16 protein-coding genes, 2 tRNA genes, 3 rRNA genes and 1 pseudogene are annotated in these 25,371 nt (G+C 41.1%); 10 read left to right on the top strand and 12 right to left on the bottom strand.

Features of this window, described 5'->3' with window-relative positions; translation table 11 throughout:
• Positions 1–36: 36 nt before the first annotated feature.
• From rrf to J655_RS20515, 5 genes are all read right to left on the bottom strand, one after another.
• Positions 37–151, bottom strand: a 5S ribosomal RNA gene (rrf, locus tag J655_RS20535).
• A 186-nt stretch (positions 152–337) separates the two neighbouring features.
• A 23S ribosomal RNA gene (locus tag J655_RS20530) occupies positions 338–3,228 on the bottom strand.
• Positions 3,229–3,580: 352 nt separating this feature from the next.
• Positions 3,581–3,656: transfer RNA gene (locus J655_RS20525), tRNA-Ala, on the bottom strand.
• Between the two features lie 55 nt (positions 3,657–3,711).
• Positions 3,712–3,788, bottom strand: a tRNA-Ile gene (locus J655_RS20520).
• Between the two features lie 59 nt (positions 3,789–3,847).
• Positions 3,848–5,385 (bottom strand): 16S ribosomal RNA (locus J655_RS20515).
• Together the 16S, 23S and 5S rRNA genes with 2 tRNA genes alongside form the textbook arrangement of a ribosomal RNA operon.
• A 573-nt stretch (positions 5,386–5,958) precedes the next feature.
• Between J655_RS20515 and J655_RS20510 the strand changes: the two genes are divergently transcribed.
• The 7 genes from J655_RS20510 (at position 5,959) to J655_RS20480 (ending at position 10,904) form a co-directional block, all read left to right on the top strand.
• Positions 5,959–6,837, top strand: a complete 879-nt coding sequence (locus tag J655_RS20510; protein ID WP_032052917.1) for a VacJ family lipoprotein — start codon at positions 5,959–5,961, stop codon at positions 6,835–6,837.
• Positions 6,838–6,948: 111 nt separating this feature from the next.
• Complete coding sequence (gene gigA / locus J655_RS20505; protein ID WP_005804303.1) at positions 6,949–7,917, top strand: RsbU family protein phosphatase GigA; 969 nt, start codon at positions 6,949–6,951, stop codon at positions 7,915–7,917.
• 102 nt (positions 7,918–8,019) lie between these two features.
• Positions 8,020–8,541: an anti-anti-sigma factor GigB gene (gigB, locus tag J655_RS20500; protein ID WP_002117273.1), complete on the top strand. Its 522-nt coding sequence runs from the start codon at positions 8,020–8,022 to the stop codon at positions 8,539–8,541.
• A 26-nt stretch (positions 8,542–8,567) separates the two neighbouring features.
• Entirely contained in the window at positions 8,568–9,392 is an 825-nt protein-coding gene (locus J655_RS20495) for a carbon-nitrogen hydrolase family protein (RefSeq protein ID WP_005066320.1), read from the top strand.
• Between the two features lie 14 nt (positions 9,393–9,406).
• Positions 9,407–9,781 (top strand): DUF4951 domain-containing protein, encoded by a 375-nt coding sequence (locus tag J655_RS20490; RefSeq protein WP_005804300.1) that lies wholly within the window; start codon positions 9,407–9,409, stop codon positions 9,779–9,781.
• Positions 9,782–9,946: 165 nt separating this feature from the next.
• Entirely contained in the window at positions 9,947–10,384 is a 438-nt protein-coding gene (locus J655_RS20485) for a MarR family winged helix-turn-helix transcriptional regulator (protein WP_005804299.1), read from the top strand.
• Positions 10,385–10,472: 88 nt separating this feature from the next.
• Positions 10,473–10,904, top strand: coding sequence for an organic hydroperoxide resistance protein (locus J655_RS20480; RefSeq protein ID WP_005066315.1), 432 nt, complete (start codon positions 10,473–10,475; stop codon positions 10,902–10,904).
• A 56-nt stretch (positions 10,905–10,960) separates the two neighbouring features.
• On the opposite strand, the gene gspE is transcribed toward J655_RS20480, so the two are convergent.
• Positions 10,961–12,451: a type II secretion system ATPase GspE gene (gene gspE, locus J655_RS20475; protein WP_005804298.1), complete on the bottom strand. Its 1,491-nt coding sequence runs from the start codon at positions 12,449–12,451 to the stop codon at positions 10,961–10,963.
• Between the two features lie 96 nt (positions 12,452–12,547).
• On the opposite strand from gspE, the gene J655_RS20470 reads away from it, so the two are divergent.
• Positions 12,548–13,369: a hypothetical protein gene (locus tag J655_RS20470; protein ID WP_005804297.1), complete on the top strand. Its 822-nt coding sequence runs from the start codon at positions 12,548–12,550 to the stop codon at positions 13,367–13,369.
• 9 nt (positions 13,370–13,378) lie between these two features.
• Positions 13,379–14,296 carry a mechanosensitive ion channel family protein gene (locus tag J655_RS20465; protein WP_005066312.1) on the top strand — a complete coding sequence of 306 codons (918 nt, stop codon included), beginning with the start codon at positions 13,379–13,381 and terminating at the stop codon, positions 14,294–14,296.
• On the opposite strand, the pseudogene J655_RS20460 reads toward J655_RS20465, so the two are convergent.
• Positions 14,286–17,090 (bottom strand): annotated as a pseudogene (locus tag J655_RS20460) (DUF2339 domain-containing protein). The gene J655_RS20465 and the pseudogene J655_RS20460 sit on opposite strands and share 11 nt — an antisense overlap.
• A 154-nt stretch (positions 17,091–17,244) precedes the next feature.
• Here J655_RS20460 and polA point away from each other — a divergent pair.
• Positions 17,245–20,016, top strand: coding sequence for a DNA polymerase I (gene polA / locus J655_RS20455; protein WP_005804295.1), 2,772 nt, complete (start codon positions 17,245–17,247; stop codon positions 20,014–20,016).
• A gap of 51 nt (positions 20,017–20,067) precedes the next feature.
• On the opposite strand, the gene J655_RS20450 is transcribed toward polA, so the two are convergent.
• Genes J655_RS20450 through ppx form a run of 5 tightly spaced genes read right to left on the bottom strand, consistent with a single transcriptional unit; the run spans position 20,068 to position 25,167 of the window.
• Entirely contained in the window at positions 20,068–20,637 is a 570-nt protein-coding gene (locus J655_RS20450; RefSeq protein ID WP_000501183.1) for a YggT family protein, read from the bottom strand.
• Between the two features lie 21 nt (positions 20,638–20,658).
• Positions 20,659–21,495 carry a pyrroline-5-carboxylate reductase gene (gene proC / locus J655_RS20445; protein ID WP_005804294.1) on the bottom strand — a complete coding sequence of 279 codons (837 nt, stop codon included), beginning with the start codon at positions 21,493–21,495 and terminating at the stop codon, positions 20,659–20,661.
• Positions 21,470–22,870 carry a tRNA lysidine(34) synthetase TilS gene (gene tilS, locus J655_RS20440; protein ID WP_081032049.1) on the bottom strand — a complete coding sequence of 467 codons (1,401 nt, stop codon included), beginning with the start codon at positions 22,868–22,870 and terminating at the stop codon, positions 21,470–21,472. Before tilS ends, proC begins: the two co-directional genes overlap by 26 nt.
• Complete coding sequence (locus J655_RS20435) at positions 22,807–23,628, bottom strand: acetyl-CoA carboxylase carboxyltransferase subunit alpha (protein ID WP_005066304.1); 822 nt, start codon at positions 23,626–23,628, stop codon at positions 22,807–22,809. Before J655_RS20435 ends, tilS begins: the two co-directional genes overlap by 64 nt.
• 18 nt (positions 23,629–23,646) lie before the next feature.
• Positions 23,647–25,167, bottom strand: coding sequence for an exopolyphosphatase (ppx, locus tag J655_RS20430; protein ID WP_002117171.1), 1,521 nt, complete (start codon positions 25,165–25,167; stop codon positions 23,647–23,649).
• Between the last annotated feature and the right edge of the window lie 204 nt (positions 25,168–25,371).

Below are 25,371 nucleotides of genomic sequence, written 5' to 3'. Positions count from 1 at the left end.
CCCCCATTCGTTAGAACGGGGGTGTTTAGAATAATGAGCTGGCGATGACTTACTCTCACATGGGTAACCCCACACTACCATCAGCGCTAAGAGGTTTCACTTCTGAGTTCGGGAAGGGATCAGGTGGTTCACTCTTGCTATGGTCGCCAGCACAACTGGTATGGATACTTGCTTCGTTTTATTCACTGTGTGATACGTTGCGTTTTCCAAATCTTTACAGATGGGCTGATTGGTCTGATTTTTCGTTGTTCATTTTAGCTAGTAGTATAACTAAATCAAGTTGCTTTGCATGTTTATGAATCGATTGATGCTTCATATACAACTGCTTGGGTGTTGTATAGTCAAGCCTCACGAGCAATTAGTATTGGTCAGCTTCACATATCACTATGCTTCCACATCCAACCTATCAACGTCCTAGTCTCGAACGGCTCTTTAGAGGAATAAATTCCTAGGGAAATCTTATCTTGAGGTAGGCTTCCCGCTTAGATGCTTTCAGCGGTTATCCCTTCCGAACATAGCTACCCGGCGATGCGACTGGCGTCACAACCGGTACACCAGAGGTTCGTCCACTCTGGTCCTCTCGTACTAGGAGCAGATCCTCTCAAATTTCCAGCGCCCACGGTAGATAGGGACCGAACTGTCTCACGACGTTCTAAACCCAGCTCGCGTACCTCTTTAAATGGCGAACAGCCATACCCTTGGGACCTGCTTCAGCCCCAGGATGAGATGAGCCGACATCGAGGTGCCAAACACCGCCGTCGATATGAACTCTTGGGCGGTATCAGCCTGTTATCCCCAGAGTACCTTTTATCCGTTGAGCGATGGCCCTTCCATACAGAACCACCGGATCACTAAGACCTACTTTCGTACCTGCTCGACTTGTGGGTCTCGCAGTTAAGCGCGCTTTTGCCTTTATACTCTACGCGTGATTTCCGACCACGCTGAGCGCACCTTCGTACTCCTCCGTTACTCTTTAGGAGGAGACCGCCCCAGTCAAACTACCCACCAGACACGGTCCTCGTCCCGGATAACGGGACAGAGTTAGAACCTCAACATTACCAGGGTGGTATTTCAAGGACGGCTCCATTGGAACTAGCGTTCCAACTTCAAAGCCTCCCACCTATCCTACACAAGTAAGGTCAAAGTTCAGTGTCAAGCTGCAGTAAAGGTTCACGGGGTCTTTCCGTCTAGCCGCGGGTACACTGCATCTTCACAGCGATTTCGATTTCACTGAGCCTCTGCTGGAGACAGCGCCGCCATCATTATGCCATTCGTGCAGGTCGGAACTTACCCGACAAGGAATTTCGCTACCTTAGGACCGTTATAGTTACGGCCGCCGTTTACTGGGGCTTCGATCAAGAGCTTCGCTTACGCTAACCCCATCAATTAACCTTCCAGCACCGGGCAGGCATCACACCCTATACGTCCACTTTCGTGTTTGCAGAGTGCTATGTTTTTAATAAACAGTTGCAGCGGCCTGGTTTCTGCGGCTGTCGTCAGCTCAGGAAGCAAGTTCCATCACCAACAACAGCGTACCTTCTCCCGAAGTTACGGTACCATTTTGCCTAGTTCCTTCAGCAGAGTTCTCTCAAGCGCCTTGGTCTACTCGACCTGACCACCTGTGTCGGTTTCGGGTACGATTCCTGTGTAACTGAAGCTTAGAGACTTTTCCTGGAAGCATGGTATCAGCCACTTCACTGTACAAGTACAGCTTGCTATCGGATCTCAGTATAGAGTACCCCGGATTTGCCTAAGATACATACCTACATCCTTCCACCTGGACAACCAACGCCAGGCTGACTTAACCTTCTCCGTCCTCTCATCGCATTACACAGAAGTATTGGAATATTAACCAATTTCCCATCGACTACGCCTTTCGGCCTCGCCTTAGGGGTCGACTCACCCAGCCCCGATTAACGTTGGACTGGAACCCTTGGTCTTTCGGCGAACGGGTTTTTCACCCGTTTTGTCGTTACTCACGTCAGCATTCGCACTTCTGATACCTCCAGCATACTTCTCAATACACCTTCATCGGCTTACAGAACGCTCCCCTACCACTTGACTAATGTCAAATCCGCAGCTTCGGCACATAGTTTTAGCCCCGTTACATCTTCCGCGCAGGCCGACTCGACTAGTGAGCTATTACGCTTTCTTTAAAGGGTGGCTGCTTCTAAGCCAACCTCCTAGCTGTCTATGCCTTCCCACATCGTTTCCCACTTAACTATGATTTTGGGGCCTTAGCTGGCGGTCTGGATTGTTTTCCTCTTGACTACGGACGTTAGCACCCGCAGTCTGTCTCCCGGATAGTACTCATAGGTATTCGGAGTTTGCATCGGTTTGGTAAGTCGGGATGACCCCCTAGCCGAAACAGTGCTCTACCCCCTATGGTATTCGTCCGAGGCGCTACCTAAATAGCTTTCGGGGAGAACCAGCTATCACCAGGCTTGATTAGCCTTTCACCCCTATCCACAAGTCATCCCCTGGCTTTTCAACGACAGTGGGTTCGGTCCTCCAGTTAGTGTTACCCAACCTTCAACCTGCTCATGGATAGATCGCCTGGTTTCGGGTCTATACCCAGCAACTAAACGCCCTATTAAGACTCGATTTCTCTACGGCTCCCCTATACGGTTAACCTCGCTACTGAATATAAGTCGCTGACCCATTATACAAAAGGTACGCAGTCACACCACGAAGGTGCTCCCACTGCTTGTATGCATGCGGTTTCAGGATCTATTTCACTCCCCTCACAGGGGTTCTTTTCGCCTTTCCCTCACGGTACTGGTTCACTATCGGTCAGTCAGGAGTATTTAGCCTTGGAGGATGGTCCCCCCATATTCAGACAAGGTTTCACGTGCCTCGCCCTACTCGTCATCATTATGTGTGCCCTTTCGTGTACGGGAATATCACCCTCTACGTTCGCACTTCCCAGAGCGTTCCACTAAAACACACATAACTTAATGGGCTGATCCCCGTTCGCTCGCCGCTACTGAGGGAATCTCAATTGATTTCTTTTCCTAAGGGTACTGAGATGTTTCACTTCCCCTCGTTCGCCTTGCAACACTATGTATTCATGTTGCAATACCTACCTTAAAGTAGGTGGGTTCCCCCATTCAGAAATCTCCGGATCAAAGGATATTTGCCGCCTCCCCGGAGCTTTTCGCAGGCTATCACGTCTTTCATCGCCTCTGACTGCCAAGGCATCCACCACATGCACTTAATTACTTGACTATACAACCCCAAACAGTCGTCAACACCTACAAGTGAGTGTTGTCCGTGCGATTCTTCATCGCTACTATCTGTTGTTTGTGTACTTAAACACTGTACAGCTTCAATCTAAATTCATATACCAAAACGCTTGATTCAGTTAATTTGCTAGTTCTCAATTCATCTAGATTAATTGCTTAATCTAAACTCTTGAGTGAACAATTTATTTCAGACTCAATTTTGCCAATCTGTTAATGAATAAACACGCCTTCGTCAGGTCATGCTTAATACCGTGATACTTAAATCACAGAAGTTAATAAACCAAGACCGAAATCTCTATTTACTAATTTCTGTAATCCGAACTTCTCTTAAGTTCTGGTGGAGACTAGGAGAGTCGAACTCCTGACCTCCTGCGTGCAAAGCAGGCGCTCTACCAACTAAGCTAAGTCCCCAGCTTACATCATCAGTCATGTATCTTTTATCTATAACTTCAACCAGTCAAAGTCATGGTGGGTCTGACAAGACTTGAACTTGTGACCCCACGCTTATCAAGCGTGTGCTCTAACCAACTGAGCTACAGACCCTCAGATACATCTATGAAGAACAACTTGTTGTGGATTCTTACCAATCGTCAATCTTTCGTTAAGGAGGTGATCCAGCCGCAGGTTCCCCTACGGCTACCTTGTTACGACTTCACCCCAGTCATCGGCCACACCGTGGTAACCGCCCTCTTTGCAGTTAGGCTAGCTACTTCTGGTGCAACAAACTCCCATGGTGTGACGGGCGGTGTGTACAAGGCCCGGGAACGTATTCACCGCGGCATTCTGATCCGCGATTACTAGCGATTCCGACTTCATGGAGTCGAGTTGCAGACTCCAATCCGGACTACGATCGGCTTTTTGAGATTAGCATCCTATCGCTAGGTAGCAACCCTTTGTACCGACCATTGTAGCACGTGTGTAGCCCTGGCCGTAAGGGCCATGATGACTTGACGTCGTCCCCGCCTTCCTCCAGTTTGTCACTGGCAGTATCCTTAAAGTTCCCGACATTACTCGCTGGCAAATAAGGAAAAGGGTTGCGCTCGTTGCGGGACTTAACCCAACATCTCACGACACGAGCTGACGACAGCCATGCAGCACCTGTATGTAAGTTCCCGAAGGCACCAATCCATCTCTGGAAAGTTCTTACTATGTCAAGGCCAGGTAAGGTTCTTCGCGTTGCATCGAATTAAACCACATGCTCCACCGCTTGTGCGGGCCCCCGTCAATTCATTTGAGTTTTAGTCTTGCGACCGTACTCCCCAGGCGGTCTACTTATCGCGTTAGCTGCGCCACTAAAGCCTCAAAGGCCCCAACGGCTAGTAGACATCGTTTACGGCATGGACTACCAGGGTATCTAATCCTGTTTGCTCCCCATGCTTTCGCACCTCAGCGTCAGTGTTAGGCCAGATGGCTGCCTTCGCCATCGGTATTCCTCCAGATCTCTACGCATTTCACCGCTACACCTGGAATTCTACCATCCTCTCCCACACTCTAGCTAACCAGTATCGAATGCAATTCCCAAGTTAAGCTCGGGGATTTCACATTTGACTTAATTAGCCGCCTACGCGCGCTTTACGCCCAGTAAATCCGATTAACGCTTGCACCCTCTGTATTACCGCGGCTGCTGGCACAGAGTTAGCCGGTGCTTATTCTGCGAGTAACGTCCACTATCTCTAGGTATTAACTAAAGTAGCCTCCTCCTCGCTTAAAGTGCTTTACAACCATAAGGCCTTCTTCACACACGCGGCATGGCTGGATCAGGCTTGCGCCCATTGTCCAATATTCCCCACTGCTGCCTCCCGTAGGAGTCTGGGCCGTGTCTCAGTCCCAGTGTGGCGGATCATCCTCTCAGACCCGCTACAGATCGTCGCCTTGGTAGGCCTTTACCCCACCAACTAGCTAATCCGACTTAGGCTCATCTATTAGCGCAAGGTCCGAAGATCCCCTGCTTTCTCCCGTAGGACGTATGCGGTATTAGCATTCCTTTCGAAATGTTGTCCCCCACTAATAGGCAGATTCCTAAGCATTACTCACCCGTCCGCCGCTAAGATCAGTAGCAAGCTACCTCTCTCCGCTCGACTTGCATGTGTTAAGCCTGCCGCCAGCGTTCAATCTGAGCCATGATCAAACTCTTCAGTTAAAATCATTTTGTACCTTATTTAAAGACAAGGTACCAATTCTGGCTCATCAATTACTGACTTAAATTTCGCTCAAATAAACTTCGAGTAATTTAAACCAATCAATCAATGAAAATTATTTCGATTAATCAACCAGTAAAAATCCACACAAGTTGTTCTTCAATTCTCTTAATGATCTTCTTCCTGGTTCGTCACCAGCAAGCTAGGTCGGCTATATTACTCTTAATCTCTTAAAAGTCAACAGGTAATTTCGATATTTTTAAAACTTATCTCTCAAACCAACTTACCATCAAATTCATCACTTAAAGCAACCAATCTAATCTCAAGTAACTGTTTTTCAACAAGTTTCTATCTGCATCACCGCCGATGGATGTGCATTATAGACCATCTCATCCCCTTTGCAACCCTTTTTTTAAATCAATATCATCAACTGGATACTTTTTAAGCTTTTTATCATTTTATCTATATTATTTGATCAATTTTACATTGATAATAGGTTATCAATTTTGTATTAAAACATATCTCCACCCAACTGCACATTTAAGTATTAGCCTGGCTGGCGGTTAAGGAATTATATGAATTATTCTAATTTAATTTTACTAAGCTTATTATCTGTAGGTGTTTGTACCTCTTTATATGCTCAAGAAAATACTATAAGCGAATCTTCTAATGCGAGCTCATTAGAAGAAACAGCACCGACTCATACGCGCTCACAAATTATTAAAGATTTAAAAAATATTAAAGTTAAAGATTTAAAAATTAATGCGAATGCAGCACAACCAGATCCTGTAAAAGATCCATTACAGTCATTAAATCGTCCAATTTACTCATTTAACGACATGTTGGACCGAAATTTTTTACGCCCAGTTGCTGTGCAATATAGAGAAAAGACTCCAGAAGATGTACGTGGTTCTTATCGTCAGTTCCGCAAAAATCTTGGAGAACCTTGGAATGCTGTTAACCAGCTTATTCAAGGCCGCCCTGACCGTGCGGCAAAAACCCTAGGTCGCTTTACAATTAATACGTTAACTACTCTTGGTTTAGCTGACCCTGCCAGCCGTTTAGGTTTACCGACTGAAGAAGAGAATTTTGGTGTAACTCTCGGTTACTATGGTGTTCCTTCTGGCCCATTCCTGATGTTGCCTTTTTTCGGTCCAAGTACCTTACGTGATGGTTTTGGTTTAGCAGTAGACGCCCAAGCACGTCCACAGAAATATGTTATGGATGATCAAGAGGGGCTTTATTGGTCAAGTAATATGTTACAAGCGGTTGATACACGCGCTCAATATCTGGACCTAGATCAGACCTTACAAGGTGATCAATATGCCATGATTCGAGATTTATATCTCCAACGTAAAGCATTCCAAATTGCAGAGAAAAAGGGTGACTCAGCTGATGTATCTTTCATTGATGATGATTCAGAAGATACACCTGATGAGAATCAAAACCCTTAAAAGATGAAATCGAGGTATTGCTTGGATTAAGAGTTGGGCAATACCTTGATTTTGATCATACATACTCTATGATGAATAAAGTGATCATATAAAAGGACTACCATCTCTTCTATGTATTTTATTAAACCGACACGCTCTATCCCTTATTTAGAGCAAGCTTTGGATAAATTGCCAGGCTTACAAGTCATTAACATAGATGATTTAGATTTATATGATCCAACCATCATTGCAATAGCAGATGTACAAGATTTCCTGACATATAAATGGAATTTACCAACGGTTGTCATTGCTTTTGAACATGAAGGTAGCGCTTTAGCCCAAGCTTGGGAAGCGGGTGCTCTTGCAGGTTGGGTATGGAATCAACTACCTCATGATTTAAATAAAGCATTATCAAGAATCGATGCTCAATACAAACGTAATCAAGATAGCCGCGATTTACCTTCGGCTGCTGAACTACAAAAAAGACTATTACCTAATCCAATTGATTTATTAAATTATCAAGTCGAAACTTTCTTTCAGCCTTCAGCTTATCTTTCTGGTGATTGGTATGACTACTGGAAATTAAATGATAAGGAAGTTTTATTTTATCTTGCCGATGTTTCAGGACATGGTGTAACCAGTAGTTTATTAACATCTTGGATGGCAGCTTTCCATGGCCGCTCTAAAACCCCAAGGCAATTAATAAAAAAATTAAATGGCATGTTAGTTCAAGAGAATATTGAAAAGCACATTACGATTGTGGTGGGTATTTTAAACCTTGAAACACATACGCTTCGCTGGTCAAGTGCTGGGCACTACCCTCCTCCTATCATTTTTGAACCTAATCAAGCTCCAAAAATTTTAACAACAAGTAGCTTCCCATTAGGCTTGACTGATGAACTCGAAGTTGAAGAGCATGTTTGTACATTAAATCACCAAGCACGTTTCATTGTTTGCTCAGATGGAGCACTTGAACCTTTTGATGGTGGGTTAAATGATCAGTTCCAACAATTGGTTCATCATTTGCAAAATCAATCATTCCAAGCACCCGATCATGTGGCTGATGACATTGCCATCTTCAGTCTTTGTCGAATGAATTAATTTACGAATCAATTAATTACATAATATACGACTTAAGGACTCTTGAGTCTGCGATGGCACTATGTGATAATTTTTCTATCCTTCTCTGAAAATGGCATTTATATGTCAACAGGTCATGTTGAATATGCAAGTTTAAATGGAACGCATATTTTCAAACTTATTGGTGAAGTGCGAGCCCATTCTTGTATAAGTCTAGACAAACTTTTAAACAGAATTGAACAGCAAGAGAATGTTGTTGGTGCAATCGTTGATTTAACCCAAACAACATTTATTGATAGTACGGTGTTAGGCATCCTGGCTAAGCTAGGTTTAAAGCTTAAACAAACTCATCATATTCAAGCTGTGATGCTATCTACCAATCCAGATATCACAACCTTAGCCAACAGTATGGGGCTAGGGCAGGTTTTTGTCATTTTGAATTACTGTGGCGATCCTAACGTTTGCACATTAACGTTAACTGATGAACAGATCACTCATAATGCAATGCTAAGAACAGTTCTGGATGCACATAAGACATTGATGAAACTCAATGCAAACAATCAGAATATGTTTGAGCCACTTGTGAAGCAGTTACAGAAAGAACAAGATACGCTTGAACAGGTATCAGATAAGCAAAATGCCTGACTTTAAACATTAAGCCGGATTAGAATATGACCCTTATTTCTGTTGCTCAAATGAACTCTCAAGATGATATTGAAAATAATTTTCAAGTCATTGAGTCTTTGATTCAACAAAGTAAGGCACAAAATGCTAGCTTGATTGTTTTCCCCGAAAACTTTGTATGTTTTGCTGCTGGAAAACAACGCGAAACAGCTGAGCAATTTGAGTCTATTCAACAACGGCTTGAGAAACTAGCACATCAATATCAAATCTGGATTGTGGCCGGTACCTTACCATGCCCATTTCGTCCAGATGGATCTACCATTCAAGATGGTCGAGTCCGGACGGTTAGTCTTTGTATTAGCCCTGAGCGTACAGAAGCACGTTATGACAAGATCCATTTATTTGATGTACAAGTGGGCGATGCGGTCGGTGGTTATCAAGAGTCTCGTTTTTTTGAACCTGGAACAGACGTAGTAGTCACATCTACCCCTTTTGGCAATATTGGCTTAATGGTATGTTATGACTTACGTTTTCCAGAGCTTGCTCTAACTCTGAGACAACAAGGCGCTCATATTCTTACTGCTCCTGCTGCATTTACTTATACAACTGGACAAATGCACTGGCAGCTTTTGCTACAAGCTCGGGCAATGGATAGCCAATGTTATGTTTTAGGCGCAGCACAACAGGGCTGGCATGGTGAAAAACGACAAACCTGGGGACACTCTGGGGCAACAGATAGTCGTGGCCAAATTTTAAGTATGATTGGATATGAAGGGAGTGGTTTAATCACTGTACCCTTTGATTTAACAGCACAAGAACTCGTCCGCTCTTCAATGCCTCTGATGACTCACCGTAAATTGATTCATTATTAAAAGTTTAATTATTCATGTGGAAATACTTATTTAGCATTTTTTGCTTGGGGGCAAATATTCATTGTTATGCAGAGTTTGGTACAACAAACCATTTTGTTTCGCCTGCTGCACAGCTCAACTCAGATATTCTTCCAGCAACCCCTAAAAATATCCCCTTGCCCGCTTTTGGCCAAAGAATTATTGGCTGGGGTACAGGCGCAGAAGGTGCAAGACAACGTTTAGAAAATATTCAGCCAGCAGATGTTTCTGTAATTAAAAAACAAGGAACTACGCTTGAAATGATTACTGCATGGCAAGATTTTTATGAACAAGAGCAGCAACGCAATGCAAATAATCCTACTGCGAAGTATCGTGCGCGTTTAATGAAAAAGATTGCAGATTTGTGGTAAACACTTTCATCTAGAATATTTTTATCTTATGGAATAATTGATGTAATTATTCCATTTTTTATATCCCTTAATTTACTTTATTCATAACCTATTCTTATGAACATTTAAGAAACTGAATAGAACGCGATATACTACAAAAGCAATACTAGTTTCTTTGAGGAAGATATGGACCAAGACTGTCAAAACTTAAAGCTTGAGAATCAATTATGTTTCCTCATTTATTCAACGAATTTAGCGCTTAATCAACTCTACAGAAAACTTCTAGCACCTTTGGGCATTACCTATCCCCAATATTTAGTGATGTTGGTGTTATGGGAGCAGGATGAAGTGACTGTTTCAGAAATTGGAGCTAAACTTTTTTTAGAATCATCTACCCTCACTCCTATCTTGAAAAAGTTAGAAGCCTCGCATTTACTTCATCGTACCCGTTCAACTCAAGATGAGAGACAAGTGATTATTACGCTAAGTGATGAAGGAAAAAAATTAAAAGATCAAGCAATCCATATTCCATCAGGCGTATTAGAAGCAAGTTCATGTGATATGACAACACTACTAGGCCTTAAAGATCAACTTACTAAACTCCGTACAAACTTAGTCAAATAAACAGCAATTTTTTTAAAAAATATACTTGTCAAAATAATTAAGTCGTGTACGATATATTTGTATTCAATTTATTTTAGGAATAAAAACGATGTCATTAGAAAAAGTTGTTTATCGTGCAAAAGCTAAAGCAACCGGTGGTCGTGATGGCCGTGCGACTTCATCAGACGGCGTATTAGATGTACAACTTGGTGTACCTAAAGAAATGGGTGGCGCTGGTGGTGCTGTAACAAATCCAGAGCAACTATTCGCAGCTGGTTATTCAGCATGCTTTTTAGGTGCTTTAAAATTTGTTGCAAACCGCGATAAATTTAACATTAGCAAAGACGCTTATGTAGAAGGTGAAGTAGGTATTGGTCCAATTCCTACAGGTTTTAGCATCGAAGCGACTTTAAATGTTTACTTAGTGGGTATGGATCGTGAAGAAGCTGAAAAGTTAGTTGCAGCAGCTCATATTGTTTGCCCATATTCAAATGCAACTCGCAATAATATTGATGTGACGTTTAATATTGTGACTGAATAAGTTTTTATATTTAAAAAATGCCCGAATCAAATCGGGCATTTTTTACATCTTAAATATTATGCTTCACTTGCCTCATTAGTTACACGAAGCACTTCTTCGAGTGTAGTTTTCCCCGCCAGTACTTTGCGCAAACCATCATCACGAATAGAACCGGAATACTCACGAGCATGATTTTCTAATTCATATTCCGCTGCATTACCATGAATCAGACGGCGCATGGGTTCATCAACTGGTACGATTTCATAAATCGCTGTACGCCCATTAAAACCTAAATGTGAACAATGATCGCACCCTTTAGCTTCAGGTAACTGCAATAATGGTTCATTATTAATATGTTGAAAAACCTGTTTCTCAAAAGTATCGGCTTCACGCCATGTCATACAATGTGGACATAAAGTACGAACCAAACGTTGAGCAATCACCCCAATTAAAGAGCTTGATAACAAGAAGGGTTCAATCCCCATATCTTTAAGACGAGTAACTGCACCAATAGCTGTATTGGTATGTAGTGTTGATAAAACCAAATGGCCTGTTAAAGATGCTTGAACCGCAATTTCAGCAGTTTCCAGATCACGGATCTCCCCCACCATTACCACATCAGGATCTTGACGTAACATTGCTTTTAAAGCACGAGCAAATGTCATATCTACTTTGGTATTCACTTGGGTTTGGCCAATGCCTTCGAGTTGATATTCGATTGGATCTTCAGCAGTTAAGATATTACGAGTATTGTCATTTAGATCAGACAAAGCTGCGTATAAGGTGGTCGTTTTCCCCGAACCAGTAGGCCCTGTGACCAAAATAATACCGTGAGGACGATGCACTAACTGAGTTAAACGCTCATAGTCATTAGCCATTAAACCCAAGTGAGTCATGTTGAGTCGGCCCGCTTGTTTATCAAGCAAACGCATAACGACCCTTTCACCATGTGACGATGGCAAAGTTGAAACACGCACATCCACTTCACGGCCAGCAAGACGTAAAGAAATACGTCCATCTTGTGGTACACGTTTTTCAGCAATATCAAGCTTCGCCATAACTTTAATACGCGAAACAAGTAAAGGCGCCAACTCACGGCGTGGTTGTACAATCTCACGTAATTGTCCATCTACACGTAATCGTACAGATAGTTTCTTTTCAAAAGCTTCAATATGAATATCAGAAGCCCCTACTCGAATTGCTTCAGAAAGAAGTGCATTGATCAGACGAACAATAGGTGCGTCATCTTCTTGGTCCATCAAATCTTCTGTTTCGGGAACCTGATCGGCCAAACTCAATAAGTCCGGATGATCTTCTAAACCAGCTGCAACTTGTTGTGACTCCCCTGTATCACCTGCATAACTCGTACTTAAGAGCGTATTAAATTCTTGTTCAGTACATAATTGATAATGAGCTGGCTTACCCAAGATGCGTCTTGCTTCCTGTAATGCAATTTTTTCAGTGTTTTGGCGTCTAATAATAAATACCTGATCACCGTCATAACGAAATAAAACACCATGACGCTTGGCAAAACTATATGGAACTTGTATTTGTTTCAATATTTGCATCACAATTTATAATGATGAGTAAGATGATTTTGAGTGTACTCTAAGCAGATTACAGCGTGAAGTCTGTTTAACAACTCGGTAGAGGAATTTTGCGTCTTGTTTGAAAATAATGAATATCAGCCTCACCCCCAGAATTCTTTAAAATGGTGGGGTGAACAGCACTTTGAAATTAACCAGTCCAAAGCATGGCAATTCGGTTCAATGCTCTTTCGTTTAACACGTGGCATAAAAGAATGGCGCATCGAATATTATCGTCCATCTCTCCAAGATGATAATGAACAAGATTGGCACCCAATTGCCGATCCACATTTTGCCTTTCCGCATACGGTTCAAGTAGAACGTTACATGTTTCGAAAGACCAATCCAGAATTTTTACTGATGCCACGTCTGGCAGATCGTTCTGTGGTCATTAAACCTGTTGATCCTATTTACATTCCAGCAGGTCAACGTGGGACTCTATATATCAGCACACCATTATGGATTGCAGGCTTAGTTGAAAGTCAGCATGAACCTTTGTTTGAGATTCCTGTGATTCAGCCTAAAGATACGTGGTTTGGTCCTAATGCGCAGCAAGGAGAAATCTGTTATGCCACTTCCGTGGATGGCCGTACTGATTTGAATCTATTAACACCACGCGCTTTCCGTGCTGTTACTCCAATCGACTTTCACAACACAAGTAATCATCAATTACGCTTTGATCGCATGAATGTGCCAGTGACGGCCCTACCGCTATTTTATAGTGAAAGTACGGGACGCTTATGGACTTCTCAAATTAAAGTTTATTATGAGGGTTCTGATCGTCCGGCACGTATTCGTATTGAAAATCGTACGCCACCTCTTGCTGGTGAAGTGACCTATGTTCACCCACCACGCTCACCTGGTGGAGCATTATTCAATATGTTTGATTCATTCTTTTAAGAGGTTTATATGGCTGATTCAAATATTCCAAAAGATATCGCTGATAGCCTCAAAAGTATATTTACCAATATCAATACCGAACGTATTAGTGAAATTTTAGTCGCTGTTGTACTGTGTTTCATTGGCTTTGTTCTTGCTCGTATTATTTCGAATACGTTTATTAGAACCATTGGCTCACGTTTTAATGCTCACCAACGCCTTGTATGGCGCCGTGGTATTTTTTATTTTATTTTTTTACTCTTCATCATGACGAGTTTGAAAGAAGCTGGGTTCAAACTTAGTGTATTCCTCGGTGCAGCAGGGATTTTAACTGTAGCACTCGGTTTTGCATCGCAAACATCTGCCAGTAACTTGATTAGTGGTTTATTTTTGATTGGTGAAGGTTCATTTGAAGTCGGTGATACGATCCAAATTACTCTCATTCGTGGTAATACAATTGAAGGCGAAGTCATCTCAATTGATTTACTTTCGGTAAAATTACTTACACTCGACAATGTCTATATTCGTTTACCGAACGAACAACTCATTCGTGCGCCTGTACACAACTTGTCTAAATATCCGATACGACGTATCCCAATTACGCTCGCAATCAACTTTCACGAAGATATTATTAAAGTACGTGAGGTTTTACTGAATGTAGCAGCCCATTATCCACTTGTACTGGATGATCCCAAACCTGCAGTTACGGTTACCGCATTCAGGGAATCATCAATTGAGCTTTTATTCACAATGTGGTGTAGACAAGAGAACTCTTTAAAAGTTCGAGATGAAATGCAAGAACGAATCCGAAATGGATTCTTAGATAACCGAATTGAAATTCCTGTTCCTAAAATGGGCTTGATTGATCGACCATCTACTGGTTTTGCTGAAGACGATATCGATCAATATAGCAATCAAAAAGAATTAAAACGAGAGCCTAAAGCTTAGGCTCTTGATTCTTCTGTACGGTAGATGACGGGGGTAATGGCGCAAGATAAGCAATAATTAACATTACTCCACCTGCCCCAATAAACGAAATGACTCGAGTTAATGTCGCACTTTGTGATAGATCAAGTAAAATCAACTTTAATACCACAATACCTAAAAGAGCAGCACCTACAAACCAGAGTTGACGAATCATTTTACGGCTTTAGAATGTAGTTAATACAAATGCCAAAATGACCCAAAGCAATGTCAAACTTAACTGCACTTCACCATTCGTCCAAATTGCTAAGCTCCATAGTGGTGTCCCCCAGTAATGATGTAAGCCCCTAACGACCACACTACTGAATACCAATAACCCAGCTAAAATTGTTGTAATTTTAAAAGTCCACTCTTGTGATTTATCTTGATCAAAAGCATGTTGATAAATAATAAAGAGCAGACCTGCAAATACTACAATAGAAAGAAAATCAGTTAAGTTAAATAAAGGAACAAAATAAAGGTACTCAGCAGAGTGGCGATCAACGCTCACAACTAGCAACCAAATTAAGCTTAAACACCAAACCGGAATTTGATGCAACAATGTAGTTTTATGAGCCTTATACGTCCAAAGCGAATAAACCACAGGGATAAAAGCCAGAGCAACAACTGGCATTTTTGGAAAGATTGCCAAACCAACTACTGCTAACGCCAACCAGCTTAAACCAACCCAGACATTTAAGTACCCAGACTCATCCGACTGCGGTTGAGCCATAATAAATAAGGCACTTAGAATAATGGTAGCGACTAAGAAAGTAGTTTGTTGTAATGAGTCTACCCATTTAAACAACGTAAACACTTGACTCGCAAAGGCTTCGCCCAAAACTAACAACAGTAACAGGCTAATTAAAATTAACTGCAAACTTTGCCATTGCACACGAAGTTTATAGTGAACAACTGCGCTAAATATTGCGATTAGAACTACGGCGAACATCAAATACGGACTCAAAGCATGATGATGCCATGCCATTATTTCTACACCAGCTACAGCACCCGCATACATCCCTAAACACAAGAAAATGCCACTAAACATACTTGCGCTAAAATAGCGTTGCTCTTTACTGTTGTATTGCAATAAATAAAAGGCAGAAATAAATTGAGCAATTGCATAGATGCTTGTGCTTAGCGTTGGGAACTCTTCGTTTACCCACACCTGATAAAACAGCGCAATAGAACTAAGTAAAACTAAAACCACACCAATATATCGGCTTAAACGGTAGCGCTCAGTTACTCCCCACACAATTAAAGCCGTACCTTGGGCAACCCAACCAATCGCTGTCCAATGTGCTCCTTTTGCAAGCGGGAAAATTAAGGCAAAAAACGCAACCGCGAGAATGAAAAAGCTTTTCGCAAGGACCGAAAGCTGAGGATGAGTTTTTTTAATCCAAAAAGTTAATAGCGCATAGGTACCCGCCAAGACGGCGGCACCAATCGTCAAGGCTTGTGTAGACTCATGTACCAAGTAAGCATGAAGGGTAAAGCCCAGTACTGGCACACTAAAAATAAGACCAACATCTAAGAGCGGAGGTAAACGAATGCCTTCTTGTTTTTCACTTGCTGACGTCCGAGATATATTTTGGCTATAACGAACACTAAGCCAAATAAACAGCGCTATATGGCACCACAAAATCCAGTCTAATGTATTAAATTTTGCGGGTTCTGCATAAAATGCGATTGCACTACCACCAATAAACATTGTGGCAAAGAAAGCAATTTGATTTAAGATTTTCCAAGGCTGAATAAAATTAACCGCAGCAACTGCTAAGTTAATTACTAAGTAGTAGCTAAATAGGAAGGTTACATCAGGGCGATATTGAGGAATAACTAAAGGAGCCGCATAAGCCATACCCAGTGCTAATATTGCCAAATAAATAGCTTGTTGTTTTAAGCTCAGGAATACAGTAATAGCTAATAAAATCGTAAACAGAATACTCGCTGTAGTTAGGTTGGCAATTACACCAAAATGATGTGAGAACACAAGTGTCAGGAATACAACAGCCAGCCCAACACCTTGCAATGCCACAGCAAACAGCTGATTTTTCTTTTGCAATGTATACCCAAATGCCGTTAACACACCTCCAGCAATCGCAATAAATCCAAGTTTCACACCTAAACTAAGTTGCCAATGCTCGCTTGCAAAACGTAATAGCAACACTACCCCAACCATAAGCACAGCAACAGCAACTCTTAAGATTGGATTACCATGAATCATCCAATCCACGGCTGGTTGCCACCATGCAGTCTGTACATGGGCTGATTGTTCTGTTTGATTTAAAGGTGCCGTTTCTGCTGGGACTAGCGTGTCCGTATTGCTGGCACTAACTTGTTCTATTACAGGATTTATAACTTCTGTTTGTATGGTCTCATTTACATGAACAGTTTGTTTTGCTGACTCGAGGTATAATAGTCGAGTATGAAATGCACTAATGGTTTGAATCAAACATAGCAATAAAACCAGTAAAGCCCCACCAGCAATCCACATCCAATGATTTATATAAGCAACTAATGCAACCAAGGCGGCTGCATAAATCACTGTTCTTTGCATGTGAATAGAATAAAGTGGCGTTTTCTGCCGAGAAAACTGCTGTTCTAAATGAGTTAAACGCTCATGTAGATTTGATAGTAATTGAACTAGAATGACAGTAAGTGCAATAGATAAAGCAATAACGGCACTCTGAAATTTAAAACCAATTGAAATGGCTAAAAACAAAGTCAAAGCGATCAAAACAATGATCATTCCCTGTTTGTCTTTTTTATACATGGGCTTAGCAATATGACACCTTCATTACAGGTCATCTTACTTCAAGCCAATACAAGCGTATATTTATACATACAAAATACTGCAAAAATCATAAACCTGCATTCATAGCCGTTTTCACGTAAAATACCCGTAATTCAGATTAAGGAATTGTTCAATGCCACCATTTGTCTTGGTTGATGGGTCCTATTTTTTATTTCGTGCATATCATGCATTACCACCATTGACGACCTCTACAGGGTTACATACCAATGCAATACGTGGGGCAATTTCTGCCATTCAAAAATTAATGCGCCGTATGCAGCCAACACATATGGCTGTCATTTTTGATACGCCTGAGCCAACTTTTCGTCACAAGCTTTCACCTATTTATAAAGGTGATCGCCCAACCATGCCGGAAGAGTTATCTCAACAGATTCCATATTTACATGCATTGATTAAAGCTCAAGGAATTCCTTTATATAGTCTTCCGGGTGCAGAAGCAGATGATATTATCGGTACGCTCGCTAAACGTGCCGTACTCGAAGGCCATCATGTACTTATCTCAACCGGAGATAAAGACATGGCTCAGCTCGTCAATGATCATGTAAAGCTTGAAGATAGCTTTAAAGATCGCGTCATGGATACCGACGGGGTATTTGAAAAATTTGGTGTTTGGCCAAATCAAATTATCGATTACTTAACCCTTATGGGCGATGCGTCTGATGGCATCATGGGTGTACCTGGCGTAGGTGCAAAAACAGCAGCTAAGTTACTAACTGAATATGGCACTTTAGACAATATTATTGCCAATGCAGACCAACTTAAAGGCAAACTTAGCCAAAATATTAAAGATAACTTAGACAATATTAAGCTTGACCACCAGTTAGCTAGCATTGTTTGTGATCTTCCTTTAGAACTCGATTGGCATGAGTTAAAGCTTACTGATCCAAATGTAGAGGCTCTACGTAATCTTTATACTGAGCTTGAGTTTAGAAACCAATTACAGTCGCTTGATCATCCAAACAATCCAAATAGCTCAAGCTATAAACAACAAGCTTCACAAACTGTTGTTCAAAATGAAGTTAAACCTGCTGAATCTATAGAAACCGAAGATCAAGCAAGCTTAACTAGTCAAGATGACCAGCTTGGAACTGCAAATTATCACACTGTTTTAACCCAAGAAGCATGGGATCAGCTCTGGCAACGCATGCAAAATGCCGATCATTTTGCTATTGATACAGAAACTACAAGCCTTGATTACCGTATTGCAGAGATGGTTGGTTTTTCAATCGCATTTGATGCGAAAGATGCCTACTATGTTCCATTAGCGCATAATTATGAAAATGCGCCGCAGCAATTAGATCGTGATCAAATTCTGGTTCAAATTAAGCCTGTGCTAGAAAATGAAGCAGTTAAAAAAATTGGGCATCACCTTAAATATGATGCCCATATCTTTGCCAATCATGGCATAGAACTTAAAGGCTGGTATTTCGATAGCATGCTTGCATCTTATGTATTGAATGCAGCGGCCACTCGTCACGGCATGGATGACGTAGCTCGTGTCTACTTAAGCCACTTAACCACCACTTTTGAACAAATTGCTGGTAAGGGTGCTAAACAAAAGACTTTCAATCAAATTGAGATTGAAGTTGCTGCTCACTATGCTGCAGAAGATGCTCATGTGACCTATCGTTTGTATGAAGTGCTTTCAAACAAACTTAAGCCATTTCCTGAGCTAGAAAATATTTTATATAACATCGAAATGCCAGTTGCCCGTATTTTATCGGGTATGGAAGAAGATGGTATTCGTCTAGATCATGCCTTCTTAGATAAATTAAGCGTTGAATTTGCAAAAACGATGGAAGGGCTTGAAAATCAAGCGATGGAAATTGCAGATGAAACTTTTAATATTGCATCTCCTAAACAAGTAGGTGAAATCCTATTTGATAAATTAGGAATCAAAGGCGGTAAAAAAACTGCAACTGGACAATACAGCACCAGTGAAAGTGTTTTAGAAAAAATTGAACATCCTTTAGCGGAAATTATTCTAGAGCATCGCGGTTTAGCAAAGCTAAAAAGTACCTATACTGATCGTCTAGTTGAGCAATCTCATAACGACACGCATCGTGTACATACAAGTTATCACCAAGCACTTACAGCAACAGGTCGCCTCTCCTCTTCAGATCCTAACTTACAAAATATTCCAATTCGTAGACAAATTGGGCGCCAAATTCGTAAAGCATTCATTGCGCCAGAAGGTCGAGTATTATTGGCTGCCGATTACTCGCAAATTGAATTACGTTTAATGGCTCATTTTTCTCAAGATGATGCTTTAGTACATGCATTCCAGCATGGACAAGATGTTCACCGCCGTACTGCTGCAGAAGTATTGGGCATTGCAATTGAAGATGTGACCAATGATCAACGTCGTCAAGCTAAGGCAGTAAACTTTGGTCTACTGTATGGTATGTCTGAGTTTGGTTTGATTCGTCAATTAGGCTTTACACGTCAAGAATCGCAAAACTATATTAAGCAATATTTCCAACGCTATCCTGGCATCTATGAATATATGCAACGCACACGTCAAGTTGCATCAGAGCAAGGTTTTGTTGAAACTATTTTAGGTCGTCGTCTTTATACACCAGATATTGATGCACGAAATGTAATGGTACGTAAGGCTGCCGAACGTGCTGCAATTAATGCGCCTTTACAAGGTAGTGCTGCTGATATCATTAAACTCGCAATGATTGAAGTCGATAAAATCTTGCCAAAAGATCAAGCCAAGTTACTTCTTCAAGTACACGATGAATTAGTGTTTGAAGCAGATCAAAACATTGCCGAGGAGCTCTCTAAGCAAATCGCGACTGTCATGGAATCTGTAGTAAAAATTTCTGTGCCTTTAGTTGTTGAAGTTGGGCAAGGGCAAAACTGGGATGATGCCCATTAATTAGTAGAAATAAAAAAAGGGCTGTATTAACAGCCCTTTTTTTGCGTTAACTTAAAGTCCCGTTAAAAGAACTTTTGCAACTTCATTCATTAAGATCTCGGCAATATAAAGCGCCAAAAACGCCAAAATTGGAGACAAGTCAATCATTCCCATATTAGGCAATAAACGACGGAATGGTGCGAGTAATGGTTCAGCTAAATCTTGAATCACTTCAATATAAGGTGAACGCGATTGAGTGAACATAACCACCCAACTCAAAATAATTGTCGCGAAAATTAAATAACGGCAGAAACGAATTAGGTCCTGAATCATAGTCACAAATGTCAGAATCACTAAGTGAACCGGACTATTTGGCATAGAACCAGAAAGATACATCACGCCAAAAATTTTCAGCAAATATAAAATAATTAAAAGAACCAACGCAGCCAAATTAAATCGGCCTTTTGCGACCGTCGGAAAAATTCGGCCAAAAATATCAACAATTTTAGTCGCCTTTACGGTCGATAAAACCACAGGATTATAAGGACTTACTGCCGCCAATTGCATTAAAAAACGGAAAAAGACCAATAAAATCGCGACATTAATTAAAATTCCAAAAATTAGCGCAGAATTTGCACCCATAGTTGTCTTATCCTATTTAAGCTATTTCGCACTGTCACTCAATTCTTGAGCCAATTCTTGACTACGCTTCTGTGCAGCAGCCAATGCAGATTGAATATTTTGGGAGATTTGTGCACGGTCAAAAACTTCAAGTGCAGCTTGAGTTGTGCCATTTGGCGATGTCACATTCTTACGAAGTTCAGAAGGAGTGTTTGAACTCGTAATTGCCATTTGAGCTGCACCTAATGCCGTTTGAAGAGTCAACGCAGTTGCAACTTTTTCATCAAGTCCTAAATTTTTACCCGCACGGATCATACTTTCCATGAGATAGAAGAAATATGCAGGACCTGAGCCAGAAACCGCTGTTACCGCATCAATTTGAGCTTCGGAGTTTACCCAAATTGTTAAGCCTGTGGCTGCTAAAATCTGACTTGTTAATTCACGATCCGAAGTACCTACTACATCATTTGCATAGATACCATGTGCACCCGTCTGAACTAGAGCTGGCGTATTTGGCATAACTCGAACAATTCGATTGCTATCAATTAAGTTTGATATCGTTTGGATTTCAGCACCAGCAATAATTGAAATAACCAACTTATCTGATAACAGTCCTTTTAAAGGACGTAAAACAGTCGCCAAAACTTGTGGTTTTACTGCCAGTACAACGACATCAGCATTTTTAATTGCAGCTACATTATCTTGTGTCACATGGACTTCTTTTTCTTGCAATAATTGACGTATTTGCTCAACAGGATCTGAAACGGTAATACGTGTTGGCGGTAAACCTCTTGAAATGAGCCCACCAATCAAAGCTTGGGCCATATTACCACCACCAATAAAACAGATATTACTATTTACTGCACTTGTCATAACCATCTTCGCCATTTACCAGATTACAAGAATAAGAAATTAAATCTGGTTGCCACCCTCCTTGCTCACAATACGGAGACTGAGCCAACCAAAATCCTTTCGGTGTAAAAACCCCAAGCATAACATTATCTATGACTAATATTTGAATTGTATGACGAAGCCAAGGCAAAATATGTGCTTCTTGAATTGCTTTTTTTAATGGCCATTGCCCAACACGACCATATAAATGGACCTTTTCACCACCTTGGCGTCGAATAATTTTTAATTTTTTATTTAATAAAGATGCAGACAAACCCATATTTTTTTGAGTAATTTGAAATTGTCCTGAAGCGCATTCCACTATTTCCCCTAGTTGAAAATAATGCTCCATCTCGGTTTCAACTGGGTTTAATTTTTCAGCAAGAAAAACTTGTCGACTCAATCTATAAAGATGATGTTGATAACGGACATAGTAAAACTGGTTCCAATGTAATGCCGCTTGTGCATCAGACTTTGAAACAATTACTTCATTTTTTAACCGCTCAACCATTTCAAATGCAGGGCGATATTGCCCATCACCTTTCATCCAAACCGAAAGCAATTGACGCTGTCGAGCAGAAGATAGTTCTAATAGCTGAGTTAAATCCAAACATTCGTCCATACCACAATTTTGCAAATCAGCTTTTAAAACTTCTTCTAAAATTTCAGAAGCATCTTGCATCAAATAGCTAGTACGACTAAGTGCTTGCTGCATTTTTGGAAAACGGTTTTGTAAGAAGGGCCAAAGTTCTTCACGCGACCATGCTCGATCATAATGGATATCGTAATTTGTAGGGTCAACTACATACTCAATCTCAAGTTGAGTAGTCCACTCGGCAATCTGCTCACGGGTTAAATCCAAAAAAGGGCGCCAAATTGTCATATCTACACGATGATCAATAGACTGCATAGCAGCAAGCCCATCAACCCCCGCACCCGACAATAAACGTAATATTACGGTTTCAGCCTGATCTTGCTGGTGATGAGCAAGCACTAAAATTTCGTTGGCTTGCAAATGTTGTAGATAAGCTTGATAACGTGCCTGACGTGCTTGAGCTTCCAAATTACCGTCAGTAACTTGAACTTTTTGAATGGTATAAGGAATATTTAAATGAGTCGCTTGTTTAGCAACGAATTCGCCCCACTCTGCACTTTTTGATTGCAGTTGATGATCTATATAAATTACTCGGATCTTTTGAGGGAAAATTTGAGACATCAAATGTAGTAGCAGCATTGAATCCATGCCGCCACTACATCCAATAAGAAAAATACTATTTTCTGAAAACTCTTGAGCCTGTTTTAAGACGCGATGCCTAAATTTTCGCTGCCAAACTTCATTAAACGTTGATAACGTGCTTCGCATCGTTCATTTGCATCCATTGGTAGCAACTCATCCAAAGCTTGCTTCAAAACTACTTTTAGGTTTTGCATGACTTGCTCAGGGTCTAAATGAGCCCCTTCGCCTTCATCTACTACATATTCAACAATACCTAGAGATTGTAATTTATCTGCTGTCAAACCTAAAGCTTCACTTGCTTGAGCCGCTTTTTCAGCAGTTTTCCACAAAATAGATGCACAGCCTTCTGGTGAAATCACAGAATAAATACTATGCGACAACATAATTACTCGGTCAGCAACACCAATACCTAGAGCACCACCAGAACCGCCTTCACCGAGTACTGTTGCAACAACAGGAACTTTCAAACTTGAAAGTTGAGCAAGGCTAGTTGCAATTGCTTCAGCTTGTCCACGCTCTTCAGCACCAACACCTGGGTAAGCACCCATAGTATCAATAAATGTGAAGACCGGAAGGTTAAAACGCTCTGCCATATCTAATAGGCGTTGAGATTTACGGTAACCTTCAGGGTTAGCCATACCGAAGTTGTGCTTTAATTTTTCACGGGTACTACGACCACGGTGTTGGCCAATAACCATCACAGGCTGACCATCAAAACGAGCAAGACCACCTACCATCGCACCATCGTCACCAAACAAACGATCACCATGCAAGGCATCAAACTCTGTAAAGATTTCACCGACATAATCTAGAAACTGCGGACGATCAGGATGACGTGCAATTTGAACCGTTGTCCACGCTTTGGACTGAGTAGCTTTTTTCATAGGTCGAATATTATCCCTTTAATCGATAAATTTTTCCGACTGAATATTCAATTCAATGTCCCAATGCTTAAACTGCTCTTGCTCATCATGCAAGTCGGCAACTAACAATGGCCATTGTTTGGCATCACCAGAAACACTAAGTTGCCATTGTTGATCATTTATGATGGTCAGTTCAATGGCAGGAAGCATCTGATCACTTCGACTATGGTTGAGTAAAACTGCTAGGCGAAGTAATAAACATAGATAAAGTAATTTATGACCACCAGCCTTCAAAATTTCATTTTTTACATCATTTCGCAATTTACGACGGTGGTGAGCGACCAAATGTGAAAGGTGATTTTGGTCAATTTGTGAGAAGCCCGGAATATCAGAATGCTGCAATAAATAAGCACCATGACGGTGATACCCACCATGACTAATCGCCAAACCAATTTCGTGCAAATAGGCAGCTCGGCGCAGTAAGTCACTGTCTTCACTCGTTAAATTGAGAGGTTCTGCAACACCATCAAATAATTGTTGTGCTGTATTTACGACTCTTTCTGCTTGTTTTGGATCAGCGTTATAACGTCCCATTAAAGCTTGTACACTACGATCACGGATATCTTCATGTTTAAAACGACCTAATAGGTCATACATGACTCCTTCACGTAATGCACCATCAGAATATGCCAAACGATCAATTTCTAAAACCTCAAAAACTGCGTACAAAATTGCCAATCCGGCTGGCAAAACTGCTCGTCGGTCTTCTCTTAACCCTTCAAAATCAATTTCAGAAATATTTTTAAACTTAAGTAATTTATCTTTGAGTTTGTATAACCCTTCTCGAGTGACGTTTTCTTGCTCATCACTCAAGCCCATATTCACCATAATTTGGCGGCAAGCTTTAATCGTTCCACTAGAACCAACGACAGTATCCCAACCTTCCATTTTATACGTTGTTGCAATAGCTGAAAGTTCTTTACGGGCAGCAACTACTGCTTTATCAAAGGCTTTTTGTGTGATTTCGCCATCGGCAAAGTAGGCTTTTGTATAAGCCACACATCCCATTTGCAATGACTCTGTATAAATAGGCTCAAACTCTTCACCAATAATGAACTCAGTAGAACCACCACCAATATCTACAACTAAACGTCGACCACCATTTGCCATGGTATGCGATACGCCAAGATAAATCAGACGCGCTTCTTCTCGCCCAGCAATAATTTCAATAGGTTTAGGCAAAATTTCTGCTGCTTTTTGAATAAATTCATGACCATTTTTTGCCTGACGCAAAGCATTGGTCGCCACAATTCGTAAGCGATTTGGTTGAACAGAACTTAATCTTCCTACAAAACGAGCCAAGCAGGCTAAGCCTCGTTGCTGAGCGGCTTCTGTTAGGTTTTTATTCTCATCTAAACCAGCTGCGAGCTGTACTTTTTCTGACATCGAAGCAACTTTTTTAACTTCGCCATGATCTACCCGTGCAATTGCAAGGTGAAAACTGTTCGACCCCATATCTATGGCGGCAAGTAATTCTTCATCAATCAGAAAATCAGACATTATTGAACTAAACCCATAACAATTCACGCCTAGAGTAATTCACAAGAATGCAATTGAAAAGCCATTTTGATCAACAATTAGCTGTGATTTAAATTTTTCTATTTATAAGTTGATTGTACAAGTCGATGATGAATATCGTGAGCATCCATTAGACAATTTTAGTTAAGCCTTGAATAATAGCATCAAACCCTTACATTGAACTAA

It is taken from the genome of Acinetobacter sp. 1294243 (assembly GCF_000588015.1).
In the GTDB taxonomy this organism is placed as follows: domain Bacteria; phylum Pseudomonadota; class Gammaproteobacteria; order Pseudomonadales; family Moraxellaceae; genus Acinetobacter; species Acinetobacter pittii.
This window is presented reverse-complemented; position numbering and strand designations above follow the sequence as displayed.